The sequence below is a fragment of the Chromatiaceae bacterium genome (assembly GCA_024235395.1).
Classification (GTDB): Bacteria; Pseudomonadota; Gammaproteobacteria; order Chromatiales; family Chromatiaceae; genus Thiosocius.
Genome location: JACKMK010000002.1, coordinates 641,297 through 661,471, shown reverse-complemented (window position 1 = coordinate 661,471; position 20,175 = coordinate 641,297). Strand labels below are relative to the sequence as shown.

The 20,175-nt window shown below is 59.7% G+C and carries 24 protein-coding genes; 4 read left to right on the top strand and 20 right to left on the bottom strand.

What is annotated here, in order from left to right; all coding sequences use genetic code 11:
* Nucleotides 1–76: 76 nt before the first annotated feature.
* From H6955_11040 to H6955_10975, 14 genes are all read right to left on the bottom strand, one after another.
* Complete coding sequence (locus tag H6955_11040) at nucleotides 77–397, bottom strand: hypothetical protein (GenBank protein MCP5314089.1); 321 nt, start codon at nucleotides 395–397, stop codon at nucleotides 77–79.
* A 165-nt stretch (nucleotides 398–562) separates the two neighbouring features.
* Complete coding sequence (locus tag H6955_11035) at nucleotides 563–826, bottom strand: hypothetical protein (GenBank protein MCP5314088.1); 264 nt, start codon at nucleotides 824–826, stop codon at nucleotides 563–565.
* 714 nt (nucleotides 827–1,540) lie between these two features.
* A complete protein-coding gene (locus H6955_11030; protein MCP5314087.1) occupies nucleotides 1,541–2,338 on the bottom strand; it encodes a hypothetical protein in 798 nt (265 codons plus the stop codon).
* 169 nt (nucleotides 2,339–2,507) lie between these two features.
* On the bottom strand, nucleotides 2,508–2,996 hold the full coding sequence (locus tag H6955_11025; protein ID MCP5314086.1) for a hypothetical protein: 489 nt from the start codon (nucleotides 2,994–2,996) through the stop codon (nucleotides 2,508–2,510).
* Between the two features lie 1,285 nt (nucleotides 2,997–4,281).
* Nucleotides 4,282–4,542 carry a hypothetical protein gene (locus H6955_11020; GenBank protein MCP5314085.1) on the bottom strand — a complete coding sequence of 87 codons (261 nt, stop codon included), beginning with the start codon at nucleotides 4,540–4,542 and terminating at the stop codon, nucleotides 4,282–4,284.
* 143 nt (nucleotides 4,543–4,685) lie between these two features.
* Entirely contained in the window at nucleotides 4,686–5,048 is a 363-nt protein-coding gene (locus tag H6955_11015) for an EthD domain-containing protein (protein MCP5314084.1), read from the bottom strand.
* Between the two features lie 172 nt (nucleotides 5,049–5,220).
* Entirely contained in the window at nucleotides 5,221–5,652 is a 432-nt protein-coding gene (locus H6955_11010) for a DUF4304 domain-containing protein (GenBank protein MCP5314083.1), read from the bottom strand.
* Between the two features lie 136 nt (nucleotides 5,653–5,788).
* Nucleotides 5,789–6,193, bottom strand: coding sequence for a hypothetical protein (locus tag H6955_11005; GenBank protein MCP5314082.1), 405 nt, complete (start codon nucleotides 6,191–6,193; stop codon nucleotides 5,789–5,791).
* 593 nt (nucleotides 6,194–6,786) lie between these two features.
* Nucleotides 6,787–7,185, bottom strand: a complete 399-nt coding sequence (locus tag H6955_11000) for a hypothetical protein (GenBank protein ID MCP5314081.1) — start codon at nucleotides 7,183–7,185, stop codon at nucleotides 6,787–6,789.
* 157 nt (nucleotides 7,186–7,342) lie between these two features.
* Nucleotides 7,343–7,684 carry a hypothetical protein gene (locus tag H6955_10995; GenBank protein ID MCP5314080.1) on the bottom strand — a complete coding sequence of 114 codons (342 nt, stop codon included), beginning with the start codon at nucleotides 7,682–7,684 and terminating at the stop codon, nucleotides 7,343–7,345.
* A gap of 132 nt (nucleotides 7,685–7,816) precedes the next feature.
* A complete protein-coding gene (locus H6955_10990; GenBank protein ID MCP5314079.1) occupies nucleotides 7,817–8,125 on the bottom strand; it encodes a hypothetical protein in 309 nt (102 codons plus the stop codon).
* Nucleotides 8,126–8,363: 238 nt separating this feature from the next.
* On the bottom strand, nucleotides 8,364–8,786 hold the full coding sequence (locus H6955_10985) for a hypothetical protein (GenBank protein MCP5314078.1): 423 nt from the start codon (nucleotides 8,784–8,786) through the stop codon (nucleotides 8,364–8,366).
* A gap of 145 nt (nucleotides 8,787–8,931) precedes the next feature.
* Entirely contained in the window at nucleotides 8,932–9,411 is a 480-nt protein-coding gene (locus tag H6955_10980) for an SMI1/KNR4 family protein (GenBank protein ID MCP5314077.1), read from the bottom strand.
* A 630-nt stretch (nucleotides 9,412–10,041) separates the two neighbouring features.
* Entirely contained in the window at nucleotides 10,042–10,620 is a 579-nt protein-coding gene (locus H6955_10975) for a hypothetical protein (protein ID MCP5314076.1), read from the bottom strand.
* 132 nt (nucleotides 10,621–10,752) lie between these two features.
* Here H6955_10975 and H6955_10970 point away from each other — a divergent pair, with 132 nt between their 5' ends.
* Nucleotides 10,753–12,144, top strand: coding sequence for an integron integrase (locus H6955_10970; GenBank protein ID MCP5314075.1), 1,392 nt, complete (start codon nucleotides 10,753–10,755; stop codon nucleotides 12,142–12,144).
* A 31-nt stretch (nucleotides 12,145–12,175) separates the two neighbouring features.
* On the opposite strand, the gene H6955_10965 is transcribed toward H6955_10970, so the two are convergent.
* Both H6955_10965 and H6955_10960 read right to left on the bottom strand, forming a co-directional pair.
* The gene (locus H6955_10965) at nucleotides 12,176–14,062 is read right to left on the bottom strand and encodes an ATP-binding cassette domain-containing protein (protein ID MCP5314074.1); all 1,887 of its coding nucleotides are present in this window, start codon (nucleotides 14,060–14,062) and stop codon (nucleotides 12,176–12,178) included.
* Between the two features lie 113 nt (nucleotides 14,063–14,175).
* On the bottom strand, nucleotides 14,176–14,769 hold the full coding sequence (locus H6955_10960; protein ID MCP5314073.1) for a methyltransferase domain-containing protein: 594 nt from the start codon (nucleotides 14,767–14,769) through the stop codon (nucleotides 14,176–14,178).
* Nucleotides 14,770–14,856: 87 nt separating this feature from the next.
* Here H6955_10960 and H6955_10955 point away from each other — a divergent pair, with 87 nt between their 5' ends.
* Entirely contained in the window at nucleotides 14,857–15,564 is a 708-nt protein-coding gene (locus H6955_10955; GenBank protein MCP5314072.1) for a Crp/Fnr family transcriptional regulator, read from the top strand.
* 5 nt (nucleotides 15,565–15,569) lie between these two features.
* On the opposite strand, the gene H6955_10950 is transcribed toward H6955_10955, so the two are convergent.
* Nucleotides 15,570–16,223, bottom strand: coding sequence for a 2OG-Fe(II) oxygenase (locus H6955_10950; protein ID MCP5314071.1), 654 nt, complete (start codon nucleotides 16,221–16,223; stop codon nucleotides 15,570–15,572).
* A gap of 77 nt (nucleotides 16,224–16,300) precedes the next feature.
* Nucleotides 16,301–16,525 carry a DUF1127 domain-containing protein gene (locus H6955_10945; GenBank protein ID MCP5314070.1) on the bottom strand — a complete coding sequence of 75 codons (225 nt, stop codon included), beginning with the start codon at nucleotides 16,523–16,525 and terminating at the stop codon, nucleotides 16,301–16,303.
* 161 nt (nucleotides 16,526–16,686) lie between these two features.
* Here H6955_10945 and H6955_10940 point away from each other — a divergent pair, with 161 nt between their 5' ends.
* Nucleotides 16,687–17,595, top strand: coding sequence for a LysR family transcriptional regulator (locus H6955_10940; protein ID MCP5314069.1), 909 nt, complete (start codon nucleotides 16,687–16,689; stop codon nucleotides 17,593–17,595).
* A 76-nt stretch (nucleotides 17,596–17,671) separates the two neighbouring features.
* Nucleotides 17,672–18,094 carry a thioesterase family protein gene (locus tag H6955_10935; protein MCP5314068.1) on the top strand — a complete coding sequence of 141 codons (423 nt, stop codon included), beginning with the start codon at nucleotides 17,672–17,674 and terminating at the stop codon, nucleotides 18,092–18,094.
* Between the two features lie 40 nt (nucleotides 18,095–18,134).
* Here H6955_10935 and H6955_10930 read toward each other — a convergent pair whose 3' ends face one another.
* Nucleotides 18,135–18,554: a heme-binding protein gene (locus tag H6955_10930; GenBank protein MCP5314067.1), complete on the bottom strand. Its 420-nt coding sequence runs from the start codon at nucleotides 18,552–18,554 to the stop codon at nucleotides 18,135–18,137.
* Nucleotides 18,555–18,783: 229 nt separating this feature from the next.
* Nucleotides 18,784–20,031: a flavodoxin-dependent (E)-4-hydroxy-3-methylbut-2-enyl-diphosphate synthase gene (ispG, locus tag H6955_10925; protein MCP5314066.1), complete on the bottom strand. Its 1,248-nt coding sequence runs from the start codon at nucleotides 20,029–20,031 to the stop codon at nucleotides 18,784–18,786.
* Between the last annotated feature and the right edge of the window lie 144 nt (nucleotides 20,032–20,175).

Sequence of the window (20,175 nt, the reverse complement as noted above, 5' to 3'; positions counted from 1 at the left end):
CGAGTGAGCGCAGCGAACGGCTTGAACGAATTGTTATGTTCAATTTCCTCCCTGCACACTGAAATAACCCCCATCCTTAGAAAATTGCCCATAGCAAAGGAAGAACTGAGCCAATCACCGCATAGCCAAGGAAAAGAACGCTCGCGCTGATTAAGGTTACTAGGAAAAGCCGCCGTACTTTGGCATTCCCCAGGAAATCAGCCTTGGCACCAATCAGTGTTGCGATTGAAGTGACCCCAAAACTGAACGCGAACTCCCAAATCGCTTGCAACCCCGCTTCATTATCTGCTTCGGATAAAAAAAATCCGGAGCCAAGATGGTAAACGCCTGCTATCAGAAACAACCAACCGACGGATAGAACCACCATTGCTAGCGCCAAGAGTAGTTTCTTACCCATGGTTACGCCGATGCTTACAGAACATAACGCCCAGGTAAGCGGCGTTCAGCATGGAGCGATTGCTCGGGCAACAATGGCCAAGCCATGCCCGAGCAAGCGCGGAGTGCTGAGCGTCCGAGTGAGCTGCAGGCGAACGGCTTGACCGCCTTGTTAGGCGTGCCACTCTCAGATGCCATTGCCTTCTCGCCGCACTGTTCGCGCCACCAACAAAACCAGCCCGGCCGAAAATGCCGGCAACCCGACGAACAAGGCCACGACAACGCCTTTAACCGGGACGACATCTATTTCCAACAACTTAATCACTACCGCAAACAGCAAAGATACCGCACCAAACCAGATGCACCATTTTTCAAAACGATCCTTTCGATCGCCTTCCGGCAGGACCACTGACAATAGGACGCCCGCCGGAATGCCCACACCAAGCATCATTGCGACTGAGGCCCAATCCATCCTTTTTAACGCCTAACGCCCAGGTAAGCGGCGTTTAGTATGGAGCGGATGATCGGGCAACAATGGCGAAGCCATGCCCGAGCAGGCGCGGAGTGCTGAACGTCCGAGTGAGCCGCAGGCGAACGGCTTGACCGACTTGTTATGTTCGCTTTCCTCTCTGAACACAGAAATAAACTCGATACTTAGAGGCTTGCCCATAGGAACGGAAGAACCCCGCCAATGACCGAATAGCCAAGGAAAAAAACGCTGGCCCCGACTAAGGTGAGCAGGAAAAGGCGCCGAACTTTAGTGTTCCCCAGAAACTCCGCTTTGGCACCAATCAGTGTTGCGATTGATGTAGCCCCAAAACTGAACGCAAACTCCCATATCGCTTGCAACCCCGCTTCATTTTCTCCCCCAGACGGAAAAAGCGCCAAGCCAAAATGATAAACGCCTGCTACCAGAAACAACCAACCGACGGATAGAACCGTCATTGCCAGGGCTAGGAGTACCCTTCTACCCCGGGTTTCGAGCATGCTTAAAGAACATAACGCCCAGGTAAGCGGCGCTCAGCATGGAGCGGTTGCTCGGGCAACAATGGCGAAGCCATGCCCGAGCAAGTGCGGAGTGCTGAGCGTCCGAATGAGGAGCAGAGCGACGAATGGCTTGACCGCCTTGTTATGTTCATATTTCCGCTTTAAGCCTCAATGGAAATCAGCTGATTGTTGTGGTTTCTTCGAGGTTCGCTAACGACATGAGCCCATACTTCGTACTCTTCTCCTTGAGTAGAACCTCCGGCACTTTGGCAGAAGTTTTGTAAGTTTCATGATCCTTATCGATGCTAATCTTTGCCGTTTTGGCATCGTACGAGGCCCCATACTTCTCGTAGGACTGCGTAATACCCAAACCGATTTGCTGGGCAATTCGTGCCACCGCTACGGTGAACAGCACATCCATTCCTAGCTTACTCGGCAAACCCTTCGACAAAGTTTCAAGAACCTCATCCTCTTTGTGGTGGACATGAGCGCCACCGCCTCGATCGGCTACGGTTTTGATCAAACTGCGAATTGAGAGGTGAAATGGATGGACTGTAATCAATTGATCCATCCAGGCTGTTACGGATATTGGACTGCTATTCTTATCTAGCAGGAAGTCGCCGATCTCAAGCCCATTACTAAACACTGTGATCTCGAATGGCATTAGCGCCAATTTCGGCGACATTTCTGGACCGCCACCACTCACTCTCAGCATATTGGCCCACGGCGTAGCATCATCGAATGTGCCGTGTTCTCTGTACGTGATGCTCTGCAAGGGCGTAATCACTAGCCCATCGAATAGCCGCACAATGAGAGAATTTTCTTTTTCTCTGTTCTTATCGCTGAGCAAGATCCGGAGCTGAGCCGAAATCGGCCGGTACATATGGCTTTCGCCCGCGTAAAAGCACCTAAGGCAAGTATCAATTACTTTGAAGCATTCAATGGCCTCTCGAAATTCTCGGTCCGCTGGATTCATGCGAGTTTACTCATTGAACATAACGCCCAGGTAAGCGGCGTTCAGCATGGAGTGCTTGCTCGGGGAAAAATGGCGAAGCCATGCCCGAGCAAGCGCGGAGTGCTGAACGTCCGAGTGAGCGTAGCGAACGACTTGACCGCCTTGTTATGCGCATTCTTGCTCCAAAGCCTCAACGACCACGGTTACTCGACAATGCTTCGAATATGAAGCCTTCCAAACGTGCCGTGTTCAATTCTTCCAGTAAACCTTTGAGCTCTGAAGCCAGCGCATTCAATTCACCAGCTGTCGGAAGCGGATGCCACTCATGCTTTTCGGTACGCCGCAAAGGCTCCCCATCCAATTCTTTTGCCCAGATTCCATGCATTAGCTCGTTGCGCCCCTCTGTTGCTCGTTCGCAACGTTTTAGGAGCGCTTGCAGCTTTAACAGTGCTTCGCTTTCTCCGAAGCGCTTTCGAGCTAGCTTTCGGACTCGATCTCGCAGCTGGCGCGACCCATCATAAGCTGTTGCATCTAGCGCCTCTTCTATGCCGAGATTCGCAAGGGTTTTGATTGTCATGCGCAGGACATAGTTCAGATGCTCATGCCTTAGCGCCACCTCCCCAAATGCGGCGAGGAGTTCCCGGTCTTCTGGGATATGAAACGAAATCATCGACGCCAACCGATTCTCTCCTTAGTCGAGCACTTGCACCGAGATTGCAGTTCGGCTTTGACACGCATAACGCCCAGGTAAGCGGCGCTCAGCTCGGAGCACTGGATTGCGCGAAGATGGCGAAGCCACGCGCAAGCCGGTGCGGAGTGCTGAGCGTCCGAGTGAGCCGCAGGCGAACGGCTTGACCGCCTTGTTAGGCTTTTGGCTGGCACGACAGACCACTGAGCCTTCCGGCTGCACCGCACGCCAACCAGCACAGCCGGACCTGCCCATTTTTCTAAAACAACCACCTATTAGCGGACTGAAGGGTGTGCCCGCGGGAAGCAATGCAGATGACTCTGCTTGCTTGCGCGTTGGTAACCGTTTCGCCATCGAGCTTTTCGTTTGCCGGTGAACCGCTTTTCGAACACTGCGGCCCGACAGCCGTGCCGATAGATAGCAGGCGTTCAGATCGAACACCGTTCGCTGCAGCTTCTCCGTTGCCCTGAAAAGCATCAAAAACTTCCCCTGCCTAACGCCAAGGTAAGCGGCGGTCTGTGCGGAGCGCCGTTTGCGCAACAATGCCGAAGGCATGCGCAATAAGGCGCGGAGTACGGGACGTCCGAGTGAGCGCAGCGAACGGCTTGACCGAATTGTTAGGGTTGCTTTTCATTTGTGCCCTCTTTTGAATGACCAAAGCAAGCCGCGACTATCAAACTGCACGATTACGGCATCACCGGGGCGTAGGCGAACGGAATCCATGCTAGTGGGTTTCGCGGAAATATTGACCTTCTTTCGCACGTACTTCCTGCCACCTTTTTCTCTCCATTTGGGCGGCACCCACCGTCTTTGGGACCGGATGGTTATGACTCCGGAAGGCCGCAGCAGCCCTCTCTTTCGGAAACCACCGGATAGGCGGATTGCGCTTCGCAGTGTTGAGAAGCGGGGCACCTCTAAATAGCCTGGATTGACCACGCAACCCCCGATCCAAACATCCATGCTCAGCACTTAGTAACCCTAACGCCCAGGTAAGCGGCGCTCAGTATGGAGCGCCTGATCGGGCAAAAATGGCGAAGCCACGCCCGAGCAGGCGCGGAGTGCTGAACGTCCGAGTGAGCCGCAGGCGAACGGCTTGACCGACTTGTTAGGTTGCAACACGCTCATGCCCTAGTGAAGCCTTGTGCAATCTGTAACACCGCCGCACTTTCCAGCAACGCCCCATTCGCACACTGTAAGGAACCACCGATTCGTGGCCGGACAACCCGGGAGCTTTTCCAATTTGAGCATTTGCCAGATTCACATGACCTTCCAGGCGCTATTCGCGCTCCCAAGGTTGCTTCTTCCGTTCGAAAGCCGACATTGCCTCTTTCGAATGAATATGCAGCACTTTGAGGGGGCCAACTCCGAAAGCCATGCCGATAAACAGAACTGCGAAATAGCAACCTGCAACTCCGAAGATTAGAGCATGAAGAGCATTCGGCATGAATTTCTCGCAGCAGGTAAAAATGGCAGCGAACACGAGGACAGAAAGGACAGCAAAATGCTTGAGATATGCCTGCTCTCTGGGGTTCATCATTTCACAACCTAACGCCCAGGTAAGCGGCATTCGGCACGGAGCAGTTGCTCGGGCAACAATGGCGAAGCCATGCCCGAGCAAGTGCGGAGTGCTGAATGTCCGAGTGAGCCGCAGGCGAACGGCTTGACCGACTTGTTAGCCATTCACAGCTCGTATTCTTGGACAATGAAGGCCGATGATTTCGAATGATCGATGAAATTGCCCTCATCTTCTTGCAAGGCCGCACCAAGTTTTTGGCCTTCCGGAGAACTCATGCCTTGAATCAACGCCTCTTCGGATTCAAACCAAACCTCCGCAACACCATCATATTCGGGCTGCATTCCTCGCGAGGTTCTTAACCCCTCATTCAACGGGCTATTCAGCGTATGAGACTGAACATATTTTTTTGCTCCCATCGCATCAGCATTGCGCATGAAGAAAGGGCCGTGGCTATTCCGCCAGTAATCTTGGAACTGCTCTCGGGACATATTGGGATGGCGAGTGATGCACATTACGAACTTGATCATGATTCATTCCCTATTGGCTTGGGACTGCCTTCTTTTGGCTAACGCCCAGGTAAGCGGCATTCAGTACGGAGTGCTTGCTCGGGCAACAATGGCGAAGCCATGCCCGAGCAAGTGCGGAGTACTGAATGTCCGAGCGAGCCGCAGGCGAGCGGCTTGACCGACTTGTTAGCTTTTACTTCGCACATTTCACCGCCCACCATGTTTCAGCCTGACTCTCCCAGAGGGATTGAACTTGACTGACGATTTCTCGAGGTAGCAAAGGCTGACCACGGTACTCACCGTAGCTCGTTTTTCCAAACGAGAACCAGTGATCGGAATTTGGCCCATTCGAACCAAGCCTAATCTGCTCATTGGTTTGCGAGACCTTGAGCTTTTTCGCTTCCGTTTCCGGCCGGAAGTAAAAATTTTTTCGCATTGGATCTGCGTATGACAGATTTACACAAAAGCTTCCCCCGGATGAATAGAACTGAAAATTGGCCAAGCATACGCAATCCTCATTCTCCCGATAGAAATCAGGGAATGAGCCTTTGAAGCCACGTTCTCTTATGAACGGAACCACTTCAGCTTTGAGCTGCGATTCAATGGTCTTGCGGTCTTCGGTCATTTTTGAAAGCTAACGCCAAGGTAAGCGGCGTTCAGCATGGAGCGGCTGATCGGGCAAAAATGGCGAAGCCATGCCCGAGCAGGCGCGGAGTGCTGAACGTCCGAGTGAGCCGCAGGCGAACGGCTTGACCGAATTGTTAGGTTTGTTTCGCACTCTGGCTCACTCCGGAGTACCTTAACCACCGATCAAGCAGTAAGGCATAATGTGATGCCAATGGCGTTGTATTGCCTTCCGCCGACACGCTTTGAACCTCCAAGGCGCCAAGCTCTTCCACTATAGCTTCGGCCTCCTGATCCGACATCACGACATTGAAATAATCGCTTTCCTCGCCACCAGCGTGTTTCTTTGGCTTTTGGATTGGTTCGGAGTTGAGCACCGTTTCCACCATCCCTGTGGCTTCCGAATTGGCGAGCTTTAATGCCTCTAGAGTATCTTCCAGCTCTTTGCGAGTGAACGACGACGGCAAGCTGCATTGTTCACGATACGAGGCACTATCCATGTTCTTTTCAAACCTAACGCCAAGGTAAGCGGCGTTCGGCATGGAGCGACTGATCGGGCAACAATGGCGAAGCCATGCCCGAGCAGGTGCGGAGTGCTGAACGTCCGAGTGAGCCGCAGGCGAACGGCTTGACCGCCTTGTTAGATTTCATTGCCTCACCACTAGCATGTGAATAGCAGATCTCTCGATACGAACATTGGGGACACAAAGACCTCTTTTCCGGTTCTCGTGTTTCTCAAAACAACATTTAGGCCCGCGATTTCGCTGCAGCTGCGATTGAATCTGTCGTCGTGCTCCGTGGTTTGCTCAAGCAGTTTTTCGTGCGCCAGGAAAATTGGCCGAACCTCTTCGAATTGCTCAGCAGGCTGCAGCTGCCCCGAATATGAATCAGCAAGTTCGGCATGTTTGTTTGGCGGGACGACTCGGTGCTCGAATATTACGCTTCCCCATTTTCGGCCGAGACCGTCTTCGACCTGATATTCAACGCCTAGCTCGACCATTTCGAAATCTAACGCCCAGGTAAGCGGTATTCAGCATGGAGCACTTGCTCGGGGAATAATGGCGAAGCCATGCCCGAGCAAGTGCGGAGTGCTGAATGTCCGAGTGAGCCGCAGGCGAACGGCTTGACCGAATTGTTAGGGCTTTGGCTGATAGACAGTTGGCGCTTCATAGGACAAGACGCTGACACAATCATTGATGCCTGCCACAAGATACTCTCGCAAACCGATTTCCGGGTTGGATACGAAGCCTTCACGAGTGCGTTCGAGATCGAACCAGCCGCCATTTCGGATTTCAAAAAGCCACCCATCAGTGCAGGCGCCATTTGACCAAAATTCTCGTAGATCGCCTTCATCCAACACCCGTATTCCCTGTACGCCCTCAAAACCAACGTAAACCGGCTGCTCTTTCTTTTCGAACATTACCTTTACCCGAAGCACCCAAATATCGTAGGACACCTCAGTGATTTCGGGGATACCTGATTCGGCAGCCACTTCCGTGAGATTGTTGGCAAGGACTTCAACTGGTGAATCCATAGTTCGCCTTTTTGGCCCTAACGCCGAGGTAAGCGGCATTCAGTACGGAGCGCTTGCTCGGGCAACAATGGCGAAGCCATGCCCGAGCAAGTGCGGAGTACTGAATGTCCGAGCGAGCCGCAGGCGAGCGGCTTGACCGACTTGTTATACGCGACCATTAGCACGGAAATCGCTCCAACAACCCCTCCACTACCGCTGCCACCGCGGCTTCAGAGGAAACCCTACCACTGAACTTCGCGTTAAGGATTTCAATAAGAAGCTTCGACCCAATGACTGCGGAACCAGGCACACAGTAGAAATTCGATTTGTTTTGATTTTTCAGAGCCGCGTTGTTTTCCGTAAGCGCATAGGCCATGCCAGATATGAAAATGAGGGTTTGCCGATAGTCGCTTTGCTCGATGCGGAAGTTTGGCTGCGGCACCCATGATTCTTGATTGGCTTCGCCGATACCAAACAAGCCAAGGCTGAGCACTACGGCAAGAAGGGCACTTTTCTTCATAGCGTATAACGCCCAGGTAAGCGGCGCTCAGCTCGGAGCGCTTGCTCGGGCAACAATGGCGAAGCCATGCCCGAGCGAGTGCGGAGCGCTGAGCGTCCGAGTGAGCCGTAGGCGAACGGCTTGACCGACTTGTTATGTTTCTTTTTCACCACCGAACCAGGCAATGCCGCATGAGTTCAGATCATTCACAGTTTTTTGGACGATTGAATTCATTTCCTTCTGGAAAGGACTGATCTTCCACCAATCATCTTTCGGCAAAAAGATCCCTTTCCACCAAGGATCATAATCGCGAAACAGCCAGTTCACGAATTTTGACATGGGGGTTGGCCGAATCATCGCCAGCCGGGCGACTCGATCGCCCGAAATCAAATTCACTGTGAACCGGCCCTGCATCGCGCGGGTGCCCACCTGATATTCGATGATCTGTTCACCACCGTTCACACCCGCCTTCGTGAACCGCCTTTTTCCATCGAATATGAACCCCATAGATTCGAGCTTTGGTTTCGCTACTTCTCGTAGCGATTTGTTGAACTCTGGGCCCATTGCTCAAGAAACATAACGCCCAGTTAAGCGGCGACCAGCATGGAGCGCCGTTTGCGCAACGATGGCGAAGCCATGCGCAAAAAGGTGCGGAGTGCTGGGCGTCCGAGCGAGCTTAGCGAGCGGCTTGAACGACTTGTTAGCCATTTCGCCTTTCTAGCCACATTCGATATTCACACTTGGCAACAGCCTTGCTACAGAAGAACACCCAAACTTGCTGTACCTCAGCGTACTCACCAATTTCGAACCCGCGTGCTTGGTGTTCGGCTAATGTTTCTTGCCAATTTTCGAACGGCGAAGTTCTCGATGGTAACGATAGCTGCGCAAAAAACTCACGATGATTAGCTTTCGCGTATTTGAATTTCCCCCACGACACGTTGAGATCGAGATCGTTATTCGTTTCGATCTCCGTTGCCGATGAAGGAATAATTTCGGGCAGCCAGCCATTTGCTATCTGCCCATTTGCAGTTGCTTCCCCTCTGTTCGGATACGACGTAGAAACCACATCACAGGCCGACAACGCAGAGGCAATCAGTGCAAGCAGAATATGGCGAATCACCATCTTTTTATGGCTAACGCCCAGTTAAGCGGCATTCAGCATGGAGCGCTTGCTCGGGCAACAATGGCGAAGCCATGCCCGAGCAAGTGCGGAGTGTTGAATGTCCGAGCGAGCCGCAGGCGAGCGGCTTGAACGACTTGTTATGCCCTTACTCCTCATATGGCTGCAACATCGCCAATAGTTCGCCAAACGAATTCGCTACCGGGAAAATCGCTTCTTCTGCTTCTAACTCATGGAACCAGAAAACCACTTTTGGTTCGCTTTCACCAGACGAATAATCGAAGCAGAGATAATCACCACCGCCACCTACGGCAAATGGAAGGTAAGACGCTCCAATGCGGTGCACCTTTCGAAGCACTGAGAGCGCTTGAATTACGTTTTCATTACTCTCAAGCGGATCAAGCGTTAGCAGTGCGCCGAACCCGATCTCCCAAGGCTGCCCACCAGCATTTATCTCAAGGCGACCATGCTTCGGCTGAGCGCCATGATACTTCTGCACACATTCGACATATTCGGCCGGCAGCTCGAACTGCACAATTTTCTCGACACCTTCGACCAATTCTTCGCGAAGTGGCTGATGGTTTTCTTCAAATATCTGCCAATCCATATTTCTCGACTTTTCAGGCATAACGCCCAGTTAAGCGGCGCCTAGCGCGGAGCGCCCGCTGCGCGACAATGCCGAAGGCATGCGCAGCTGGTGCGGAGTGCTAGGTGTCCGAGTGAGCGTAAGCGAACGGCTTGAACGACTTGTTAGATGCTTTCTGAAATGCGTTAACTCGGAGGCAAAAAAGAGAGGCTTGCTCAGGACACAATGAGTGCGCACATCTCTGGCATTGCGCATGGCCACGAAATGACCCTGCTCGGCGAATGGCACTGACTTTCCTTTTGGCACCATGAAACAACCCCGATATCTCAAAACTCGTAAGCGCTCGCTAATTATGGGCCACGGGCTACCAACCTACGCCGCTACCATGTACCGCGAATAATCGTTGACCACCAAAGAAGGCGGCCTCGAAGACCCTAATTTAGCCGCTACCGCGGGACCACGAAACCAGGGTTTAGCACAGCAGTATTTATATTCCTTCGTAGCCGCCAGCTTTCTTTTTCTTATGCGCGCATCTAACGCCAAGGTAAGCGGCGTTCAGCATGGAGCGAGTGCTCGGGCAACCATGGCGAAGCCATGCCCGAGCAGGCGCGGAGTGCTGAGCGTCCGAGTGAGCCACAGGCGAACGGCTTGACCGCCTTGTTATGCGCGCACCTACTCATGACTCTTCGCATTGCCCATTTTCACTTGCTCTTCCATAGCTTCCAATGCCTTCTTCCTGCCCTCGCTGAGGGCCAAAATTAGAGACCTTAATTTTTCGTGTTCGGGACGAACCTTTTCGGCCTGCTCATCGAGAAGCTTACTAAGCTTTCGGCAACTTTCGATCGAGGTATGATCAAACTCACCAAGCAACTGGTGAATGAGCTTGTTCCTTTCCTCCACCAACGCCCCGAGTTCCGCTTGCCGTTGTTCGACAAATGCTTGATCTGCTTCGATACGAAATGAGAACCCAACCCAGAATTCATCTACTTCATCATTCGATTCTTCCATGGCTTCGGCTGGGGCCGAATAAACAGAGCCCACGAAGCTCTTGACGAGGTTTCCCATCGTTTGTCGCGACACAGCATCAATCGCCTTTTCGTGATTGGATCGCAGTTCGCTGGCTTTCCCCTCAAGCTTGGATCGCGACACAAGGATTTTCAGCATCGTTTCCATTCTTTGGAAGTTGAGCACTTTTCTTCCAATCTTCCTCAACACTTCGTTGAGTACAGCTTGATGCTCGGTCTCGATCATTTTTTACGCATAACAGCCAAATAGACAGATTCTTCCCGAACCGAGATAGGCAGACTCTGTATAATCTTTTGGAGTGTCGTCCGGAAATGGACGGTCCTGCAACCTTGTGTCGCTGGCCATGGAGGGCTTGGGATGACTGGGAATCCATCCGGCGCGTCTTCGCGCGCTGTTCAACGCTTTTGGCATAACTACTTCTCTATCCTTGAAAAATCGTCGGTACCTGTGCGGGCACGTCCATGGTATCGAAAACATGTGGAGCGGTACATCGAGGCCCATGCCGACCACCGTCTGGCGGACCATCTACCGCATGACGTGGATGAATACCTCACCTCGAGGGGCAGGCTCCCCGCGCTGCAGGAATGGCAGTTCCGCCAGACGGTCGACGCGTTGCGCCTGCTGTTCTGCGATCTGATCGTCGCGTCCTGGGCACATCGCTATGACTGGGCGCGCTGGCGGGTGTTCGCACGCACGCTCGAGGCCGGGCACACCACCTTGGCGCGCGATGCGCAGGGGCGGCACCTTGCCGCGCCACCGGGCAACCCGATGATCGCGCGCTTTCGCGAGTATGCCGGCGACGACTACCAGGCATTCGTGACCACGTTGCGCGTGCGCCGCATGGCCAGCCGTACCGAACAGACCTACGAACACTGGCTCGCACGTTTCTGCGCCTTCCACCACTGGCGGCCGCTGGCCGAACTCGGGGCGACCGAGGTCGCGGCGTTTCTCGACCATCTCGCGGTCCGCCGCCAGGTGGCCTCGGCGACGCAGCGCGTCGCGACCAATGCGCTGGTGTTCATGTTTCGCGAGGTCCTCGGGCGCACGCTCGATCTGGGCGATGGCTATACGCGGGCTGCCGCGAAGCAGCGCATCCCGGTGGTGCTGACGCCGGACGAGGTCCGCGGTGTGCTCGCGCAGCTCAGCGGGCGCACCCGTCTGATGGCGGCGCTGATGTACGGTACCGGCATGCGCCTGATGGAATGCGTGCGCCTGCGCGTTCAGGATGTCGACTTCGGTTTCAGCCAGATCACGGTGCGCAGCGGCAAGGGCGACAAGGACCGTGTCGTGCCGCTGCCGGACAAGCTGGTCCCGGCATTGCAGGCCCATCTCGCCGAGGTGCGGCGCCTGCACACCGGCGACCTGCGCGAGGGCTTCGGCGATGCCTGGCTGCCGCCGGCCCTGGCGCGCAAGTTTGGCGGCGCGGCGCGCGACTGGCGCTGGCAGTATGTGTTTCCCGCGATGCGCCTGTCACTCGACTACCGCAGCGGTGTGATGCGTCGCCATCACGTCCACCAGACCGGGTTGCAGAAGGCGATCCGCGATGCGGCGCGCGCCGCCGGCATCGACAAGCGCGTCACCAGTCACACGCTACGGCATTCGTTCGCGACCCACCTGCTGCACAGCGGGCGCGACATCCGCGTGATCCAGGAACTGCTGGGCCATGCGGACCTGGCGACGACGATGATCTATACGCACGTATTGCAGAAGGGCGGCCTCGGCGTGCAGAGCCCGCTGGATGTGCTTTAGCGGGTGGAGCGGATAGCGATCCGCCTGGCCACTAGCCGTCGAGCGCTTCCCAGCGGGCGTAGGCCTCTGCCAGCGCCTGCTCGATCCGCTGCATGCGCGCATTGAGTTCGCCGACCCGCTCGGGTGCCTCGCGGTAGAGCTCGGGATTGCCGAGCGCGCCCTGCACCTCGCCGAGCTCGGCCTCCAGCGCCTCGATACGCGCCGGCAGCTGATCGAGTTCACGCTGGTCCTTGTAGCTCAGCTTCTTCGGCCTTGCGGTGTCGACCGCCGGCTTGGCGGCCGGTGGCTTCTCGGCGGCCTTCGGCTTCGCGACCGGCTGCAGTGCCGGTCGCTGGCGCAACCAGTCCTGGTAGCCGCCGACATAGGCGTTCACCCTGCCCTCCCCCTCGAACACCAGGGTGCTGGTGACGACATTGTCGAGGAAGGCGCGGTCGTGGCTGACCAGCAGCAGGGTGCCGTCGAAATCGAGCAGCAGTTCCTCGAGCAGCTCCAGGGTTTCGAGATCGAGATCGTTGGTCGGTTCGTCCATCACCAGCACGTTCGCCGGTTTGGTGAACAGTTTGGCCAGCAGCAGTCGGTTGCGCTCGCCACCGGACAGCGCGCGCACCGGCTGGCGACAGCGCCTGGGCGGGAACAGGAAGTCCTGCAGGTAGCTGATCACGTGCTTGTCCTTGCCGTTCACGCTGACCTTGTCGCTGCCGCCGGCGACGTTGTCGAGCACGGTCTTGTCGAGCTCCAGCTGGTCGCGCAGCTGGTCGAAGTAGGCGACCTCGAGCCGGGTGCCCAGCTCGATGCGGCCGCTGTCGGGCTGCAGACGACCGAGCAGCAGGTTAAGCAGGGTCGACTTGCCGCAACCGTTCGGTCCGATGATGCCGATCCGGTCGCCACGCATGATGGTCGTCGAGAAATCGCGGATGATCGGCCTGCCGTCCCAGGCGTAGCTGACGTCGACCGCCTCGCAGACCAGCCGGCCTGAGCGCTCGGCGGCGTTCATCGCGATCTTTGCGTTGCCGGCCCGGCCGCGCCGTTCGCCGTACTCGCGGCGCATCGATTCCAGTCGGCGCACCCTGCCCTCGTTGCGCGTGCGTCGGGCCTTGATGCCCTGACGCACCCAGACCTCTTCCTGCGCCAGCAGCTTGTCGAAGCGTGCATTGGCCTGGGCCTCGGCGTTGTCCATCTCGGCGCGCCGACGCAGATAGTTCTGGTAGTCGCCCGGGAAGTCGCTCAGGCGACCGCGATCGAGCTCGACGATGCGTGTCGCCAGACGCTGCAGAAAGCCGCGGTCGTGGGTGATGAACAGCAGCGTGCCGGGCCAGTCGAGCAGGAACTCCTCGAGCCAGGTGATCGATTCGACGTCGAGGTGGTTGGTCGGCTCGTCGAGCAGCAGCAGCTGAGGATCCGCGGCCAGCGCGCGCGCCAGCAGCACGCGCCGCTTCATACCGCCGGACAAGGCGTCGAAGGTGTCGTCGGGCGCGAGTTGCATGCGCGAGATCAGGCGCTCGACCTGCTGCTCCATGCGCCAGCCATCGACGGCCTCGAGCTGCTGCTGGATATGCTCCAGGCGGTCCAGCGCCGCGGCATCCGCGGCCTCACCCAGCGCATGGCTGGCGAGGTGATACTGCTTGATCAGCCCGGCGACCTCGCCGGCGCCATCGGCCACGACCTCGAACACGCTGCCATGCAGCTGCTCGGGGATCTCCTGCGTCAGTCGCGCGATACGCACACCCTGCGCGACCACGCGCTCGCCGTCGTCGGCGTGGAGTTCACCGGCGATCAGGCGCAGCAGCGTCGACTTGCCCTCGCCGTTGCGGCCGAGCAGGCAGATGCGCTCACCGGCCTCGACCGCCAGGTCGATGCCGTCGATCAACGGCGGATCGCCGTAGCTCAGATGCAGATTGCGCAGTGTCAGGAGTGCCATCGGATCGGGTTTCTCTGCGCCCGGCGGCCGGGCTCGCGACCCTGCGGGCCGCCGCGGCGGGCGTTGCGAGCGCGCAGTCTACACCGGCGCACGCACCGGCGCAGGTCGCACCTTCAGCGGCGCACCAGCATGTAGCCGATCTCGTTCAGACCCGTCGGATGCGGTACCCGCAGCGGGTCCGCATCCGGCCACAGCCAGCGTGTTGCGGCGAACAGGGTGCGCATGTCCGGCAACGGGCAATCGAACGGCGGTCCGCCCGCGCGCCCGGTCTGCATGAACAACGCATACAGGATGCCGCCCGGCGGCAGCCACCCGGCGAGGCGACGCTCGTAGTCGCGCCAGTGCGCAGGGTCGAGCGCACACAGGCAGGTCTGTTCGTAGATCGCGTCGAACGGCTCGGCCGGCTCCCAGTGCAGCAGGTCGGCCTGCACCACGTTCGCATGCAGACCGCGTTCGGCCAGCTGTCCCATCAGGCGCAGCACGGGTGATGCGGCGATGTCGACCGCCGTCACCTGGCAGCCACTGCGGATCAGCTCGGCGACCTCGTGCCCATGTCCGCATCCGGGCACCAGCACGCGGCCACGCGGCGGCGTCTCGCTCGCCAGCCAATGCATGAGTGCCGGACTGACCTGGCCGCGGTCCCAGCCGGTCTGCCCCGCTTGGTAGCGTCCTTCCCAATCGCGCTGTCGGTCGCCACTGTCAGGCATCCGCTTCCTCCCCCGTCCGGGCCGGTCTGCGATTCAACCCTGGAATCACAAATATCCGTACACCCGGGAAAAAGTTAAGATTCTGCCATGAGTGTGCGTGTCCCCTTCAAAGAGGCCTGGTCCGGCGAGGCCGACTGCAAGAAGTGTTCGTTGCGCGAGTCGGTATTGTTCGCCGGGCTCGAAGAGGGCGACTTCGAAAAGATCCACCAGCCGATCCAGCAGTTCGAGCTGAGCCCCGGGCAGGCGCTGTACAACGCCGGTGATGCCGGCGGCAATCTGTTCACGATCCGCAGCGGCCTGCTCAAGCTCGTCCAGTTCCTGCCCGACGGTTCGCAGCGCATCGTGCGCCTGATCCGCGCGACCTGCGTGACCGGGCTCGAGGCGCTGCTCGGCAACCCCTACCAGCATCACGCGATCGCAATGCAGCCGACCGAGGTCTGCTGCCTGCCGGTCACGACGGTCCAGGCCCTGAGCAAGGACAGCCCGAAGCTGCACATGGAGTTGCTGAAGCGGTGGCAGAACGCGCTCAGCGAGGCCGACCTGTGGCTCACCGAGCTGTCGACCGGTTCGGCTCGCGAGCGGGTCGCGCGCCTGTTGCTGCGCCTGGTGCGCGGCACCGAGACGCCGGAGTGCACCCTGTTCGGCCGCGAGGACATCGGCGCCATGCTCGGCATCACCACCGAGACCGCGAGCCGCACGGTCGCGGAGTTCAAGCGTCAGGGCATCCTCGGCGAGCTCGGCGGCAACCGCTACCGGGTCGATACCGCGAAGTTGCAGGCGCTGCTCGACGGCTGAGCGGCTCAGCGCGGCGGATCGATCACCCCGCCGAGCGAGCCGTTCACCCGGAACCAGCCGGCGATGCTGTAGCGCGTGCGTCGCGTCGCCAGCACCTCGTGCGGAAAGCGCTCGCTGAGAAACACCGCGAGCCGACCATAGCTCGGCGTCACGACCTCGAGCGTCTGCCGGTCGTCGTCGGCATACAACACCAGCTCGCCGCCGTCACCGCTGCTCCAGGCTGGATTCAGGTACAGCACGGTCGACAGTACGCGATTGGTCGTACCGTCACCGAATGCATCGCGGTGCCTGCGGTAGAAGGCGCCGGGCAGGTAGCGCGCAAAGTGCGCCTCGTAGTCGAACAGCCCGAGGAACAGACGCCGGTTGAGCGCGAGGCGCAGGCGTTCCATCCAGTCGAGCAAAGGCCGACTCGCCGGCTGCTCCGGCTCCAGCCAGCAGGTCTCGTCGGTGCGCACGAACTGGTTCATCTGGTGGGCCTGCTCGCGACCGACGCCGGCCCTTTGCAGCGCCTGGTCGGGCAACCCGCTGACGTGTACGAACAGGGCATCGAGCAGCGCCGGCGGCAGTGCACAGTCGCTGAGCGCATAACCGTGCCGGCCGACCGCCTCGGCAATGCGTTCCAGCTCGTCGCCGTCGCCGGGTTCGAAGGTAGTGGCCAGTGTGTTCAGGTCGCGTGGCTCCGCAAATCGGGGACGGCGCTTTATACGCCCACCGCGCGCGCTTGCCTATCGTTTTCTCAGGCCCTCCACAGCGGCTTGCGTACCTCGCGCGCGGCCTGCTCGACGCTGATCCCGACGTCGCGCAACAGCCGGGCATCGAGCCGGGCCAACGCCTGGCGCTGGCGGCGGCGCTGCTCGATCTGCGCCAGGCGCGCCGCGAACCCGCGCAGCCGTCGCCACAGCCGACCCGGATGGAATGCCGGACGGTAGTGCCCGACCGTGCTGCAGTGTCCCTCGTCCATCGCCTTGCTCCCGCATCTGAACCCTGCCGAAACCCTAGAGGGGTGCAGCGCGCACGGCCAATCGTTTGTCTGGAAGGCGGCCTTCGGAAATCACGATGGGTCAAACCGGCACCGGTCTGCTTCAATGCCTGACAGGGGCTGCAACATGGGAGAGGCCGCCGGTGGAGCTGTATCAACTGAACACCTTCGTGAAGATCGCCGACGAGGGTTCGCTGACGCGCGCCGCGGAACTGCTGTTCACCAGCCAGCCGGCGATCAGTGCGCAGCTCAAGGCGCTCGAAGAGGAGCTCGGCGTGACCCTGTTCGAACGGACGCCGCGCGGCATGCAGCTGACCGCGAAAGGCCGGATGCTGTACGACCAGGCGGTGACGACGCTGAACGCCGCGGCGCAGCTCAAGGCGGATGCCCAGCAGCTGCAGAAGGAGCTGGTCGGCGAACTGCGCGTCGGCGTACACACCGACTTCGAGTTCATGCGCATCGGCGAACTGCACCGCCTGCTCGCGGAACGCCATCCGCGCATCAGTCCGCATTTCGTGCAGAGCATGAGTGCGCAGATCCTGCCGGACATCCGCCGCGGAGTGCTCGACGGTGGCTTCTTCTTCGGCCCTTGCACGAGCGCCGACCTCGTGACCCTGGAACTCGCCAGCGTGTCGATGCGCGTGACCGGGCCGGCCGACTGGTCCGGGCGACTCGCTGCCGCAGACCGGCGCGCGCTCGCCGCGATGCCGTGGGTCTACACCTCCGACACCTGCCCGTTCTATGTGCTGATGCAGTCGTTGTTCGCCGACCTCGACGACCAGCCGCACAAGGTCGCGTATGTCGACAGCGAGGACGCGGTGCGCGCGCTGATCCGTGCCGGCGCCGGCCTGTCGCTGTTGCGCGCCGACGACGCGGAACAGCTGCAGCGCCAGGGCGATGCCTGCCTGTGGGACGGCGACCCGGCGACCGTCGCGCTGGGCTTCGCGGTACAGCGCCAGCGCAGCGCGGAACCGGCGATCGCCGCGCTGCAGGCGGTGGTCCGCGCGTTGTGGGAGGAGCCCGGGTCGCGCGGCGTCTCGGTCGAGGCCTGAGAACGGTTGCCGGCTTGCCGCGCTATCGCGTGCGCGGCATAGTCGACGGCACCGCACGCATCCCGACGAGAGACCGATGAAGGACAGCCTGCAGCCCGGCCTGCGCTACAGCCACCGCTTCACCGTGCCGGGTTCCAAGACGGTACCGGCCTTGTATCCGGAATCCCCTGAGTTCGGCGCTATGCCCGAGGTGTTCGCGACCGGATTTCTGGTCGGGCTGCTCGAATGGGCCTGCATCCGGGCGATCAACCCGCACCTCGACTGGCCCACCGAACAGACCGTCGGTACCCATGTCGATGTCAGTCACGAGGCGGCGACACCGCCGGGGCTGGAGGTCGTCGTGGACGTGGCGTTGATCACGGTGGAAGGCCGCAGGCTGGTGTTCGAGGTCGCGGCGCACGACGGTGTCGACACGATCTCGCGCGGCACCCACGAGCGTTTCGTCATCGACCGCGAGAAGTTCGATGCGCGCCTGGCGCGCAAACAGGCCGGCGGCTGACCCCGCGGCCTCGCGGGGTCAGCCAGACTGCGGTGTGACCTCAGCCGGCCATCTCGAGATCGGTCTGCACCGCCTCGACCCCGGCGTTGGCACACTCCTCGTCGGTCTCGCCGGCCGGCGCACCGGATACCCCGACCCCGCCGAGCAACGCACCGCCGACCTGGATCGGCACCCCGCCAGCCGACATCACCACCCCCGGGACCCGGCCGATCGGCGTGTTCGCGCGATCGGACAGCGCCGAGGTGGGCACGTTGAACATCACCGCGGCGTACGCCTTGCCCTTGGAGATCGGCAGCGTGATCGCCGGCGCGATGGTGTCGCGCAGCACCGCCTGCGGTATGCCGTCACGATCGACCACCGTGACACCGATCTGGATCCCCTTCTCGCGGCAGGCCTCGACCGCGGCCTTGGCGATGGTGTTCGCGGTGTCCATCGACATACGTTTCACCTGGATGATCATGTTGTCCTCCGCGGCGGCGGGGACACTCGCGAGGGCAGCGGCGACGATCGCCACGAGACTGGTCTTTTTCACGAAACACTCCTCCCATCGGGTTGTTCTTGATGATTGTTGCAGCGCGGCCCGCTGCGTGGGCCGCCAATGCTTGCACGCGTCCGGCGGGCCTTCAACAACAGACGCCACGGGTTCGCCAAAGTTGCGCGAAACGTCACCACGCCGACTGGGTGAATTGTCAGGCGCTGCGCTCGGGCGCGACGCCCGGCGCATAGTGGCTGCGCACGTAGTCGTCGACGATCGCCTGGAACTCGGCGGCGATGTTGTCACCCTTGAGGGTCACGGTCTTGCGCCCGTCGACGAACACCGGGGCCGCCGGCTGTTCGCCGGTGCCCGGCAGGCTGATCCCGATGTTGGCGTGCTTGCTCTCGCCCGGCCCGTTGACCACGCAACCCATCACCGCGACGTCCATCTCCTCGACGCCCGGATACTCGTTGCGCCAGCGTGGCATCTGTTCGCGCAGATAGGTCTGGATGTCCTGCGCGAGCTGCTGGAAATAGGTGCTGGTGGTCCGCCCGCAACCCGGGCAGGCGATCACCATCGGCATGAAGGCGCGCAGGCCCATCGACTGCAGAATCTCCTGCGCGACCCGCACCTCCTGGGTGCGGTCGCCGCCGGGCTCCGGGGTCAGCGAGATGCGGATGGTGTCGCCGATCCCCTCCTGCAGCAGGACCGCGAGCGCCGCGGTCGACGCGACGATGCCCTTCGAGCCCATGCCGGCCTCGGTCAGCCCGAGGTGCAGCGCATAGTCGCAGCGCGACGCCAGGGCACGGTACACGCCGATCAGGTCCTGCACGCCGCTCATCTTGCACGACAGCACGATGCGCTCGCGCGGCAGGCCGATCTCCTCGGCCTTCGCGGCGCTCTGCAACGCCGAGGCCACCATCACCTCGCGCATCATCGCGTCGGCATCGAGCGGCTGCGCAGCACGCGCGTTCGCGTCCATCATCTGCGCGACCAGGCCCTTGTCGAGCGAACCCCAGTTCACGCCGATGCGCACCGCCTTGTCGAGCGCGATCGCGGTCTCGATCATGCTCGCGAACTGCGCATCGCGCTTCTCGCCGCTGCCGACATTGCCCGGATTGATGCGGTACTTGGCCAACGCCTGGGCACACTCCGGATACTGTGCGAGCAGCCGGTGGCCATTGAAGTGGAAGTCACCGACCAGCGGCACCTCGACGCCGCGCGCGTCCAGGCCTTCGCGAATCGCCGGCACCGCGCGTGCCGCATCCTCGCTGTTGACCGTGATACGCACCAGCTCGGACCCGGCGCGGGCCAGTGCCGCGACCTGGTCTACCGTCGCCTTGATATCGGCGGTGTCGGTGTTGGTCATCGACTGCACGACCACAGGCGCGTTGCCACCGACGGTGACGCTGCCGACGCGCACCGCGACCGTTTTGTGGCGATTGATCGGGGATCCGCTCATCTGGGTGGGCGCTCTCGCCGCGGGTGTGGAATCAGTGCGCGATCATAGCAAACCGCGCCACCGTCGATCGTCGCGGACGTGGCGTCAGGTACCCGCGTACGGACAGTGGTTGGAGGGCCATGCGCTGTGGGTTTGGAGAGCGCT

What these genes read in the sequence shown, in the direction of transcription:
- H6955_11040 (MCP5314089.1), bottom strand. Translation starts at nt 397, where the DNA reads ATGGGTAAGAAACTACTCTTGGCGCTAGCAATGGTGGTTCTATCCGTC.
- H6955_11035 (MCP5314088.1), bottom strand. Translation starts at nt 826, where the DNA reads ATGATGCTTGGTGTGGGCATTCCGGCGGGCGTCCTATTGTCAGTGGTC.
- H6955_11030 (MCP5314087.1), bottom strand. Translation starts at nt 2,338, where the DNA reads ATGAATCCAGCGGACCGAGAATTTCGAGAGGCCATTGAATGCTTCAAA.
- H6955_11020 (MCP5314085.1), bottom strand. Translation starts at nt 4,542, where the DNA reads ATGATGAACCCCAGAGAGCAGGCATATCTCAAGCATTTTGCTGTCCTT.
- H6955_11015 (MCP5314084.1), bottom strand. Translation starts at nt 5,048, where the DNA reads ATGATCAAGTTCGTAATGTGCATCACTCGCCATCCCAATATGTCCCGA.
- H6955_11010 (MCP5314083.1), bottom strand. Translation starts at nt 5,652, where the DNA reads ATGACCGAAGACCGCAAGACCATTGAATCGCAGCTCAAAGCTGAAGTG.
- H6955_11005 (MCP5314082.1), bottom strand. Translation starts at nt 6,193, where the DNA reads ATGCCGAACGCCGCTTACCTTGGCGTTAGGTTTGAAAAGAACATGGAT.
- H6955_11000 (MCP5314081.1), bottom strand. Translation starts at nt 7,185, where the DNA reads ATGGATTCACCAGTTGAAGTCCTTGCCAACAATCTCACGGAAGTGGCT.
- H6955_10995 (MCP5314080.1), bottom strand. Translation starts at nt 7,684, where the DNA reads ATGAAGAAAAGTGCCCTTCTTGCCGTAGTGCTCAGCCTTGGCTTGTTT.
- H6955_10985 (MCP5314078.1), bottom strand. Translation starts at nt 8,786, where the DNA reads ATGGTGATTCGCCATATTCTGCTTGCACTGATTGCCTCTGCGTTGTCG.
- H6955_10980 (MCP5314077.1), bottom strand. Translation starts at nt 9,411, where the DNA reads ATGCCTGAAAAGTCGAGAAATATGGATTGGCAGATATTTGAAGAAAAC.
- H6955_10975 (MCP5314076.1), bottom strand. Translation starts at nt 10,620, where the DNA reads ATGATCGAGACCGAGCATCAAGCTGTACTCAACGAAGTGTTGAGGAAG.
- H6955_10970 (MCP5314075.1), top strand. Translation starts at nt 10,753, where the DNA reads ATGACTGGGAATCCATCCGGCGCGTCTTCGCGCGCTGTTCAACGCTTT.
- H6955_10965 (MCP5314074.1), bottom strand. Translation starts at nt 14,062, where the DNA reads ATGGCACTCCTGACACTGCGCAATCTGCATCTGAGCTACGGCGATCCG.
- H6955_10960 (MCP5314073.1), bottom strand. Translation starts at nt 14,769, where the DNA reads ATGCCTGACAGTGGCGACCGACAGCGCGATTGGGAAGGACGCTACCAA.
- H6955_10955 (MCP5314072.1), top strand. Translation starts at nt 14,857, where the DNA reads ATGAGTGTGCGTGTCCCCTTCAAAGAGGCCTGGTCCGGCGAGGCCGAC.
- H6955_10945 (MCP5314070.1), bottom strand. Translation starts at nt 16,525, where the DNA reads ATGGACGAGGGACACTGCAGCACGGTCGGGCACTACCGTCCGGCATTC.
- H6955_10935 (MCP5314068.1), top strand. Translation starts at nt 17,672, where the DNA reads ATGAAGGACAGCCTGCAGCCCGGCCTGCGCTACAGCCACCGCTTCACC.
- H6955_10930 (MCP5314067.1), bottom strand. Translation starts at nt 18,554, where the DNA reads ATGATCATCCAGGTGAAACGTATGTCGATGGACACCGCGAACACCATC.
- ispG (MCP5314066.1), bottom strand. Translation starts at nt 20,031, where the DNA reads ATGAGCGGATCCCCGATCAATCGCCACAAAACGGTCGCGGTGCGCGTC.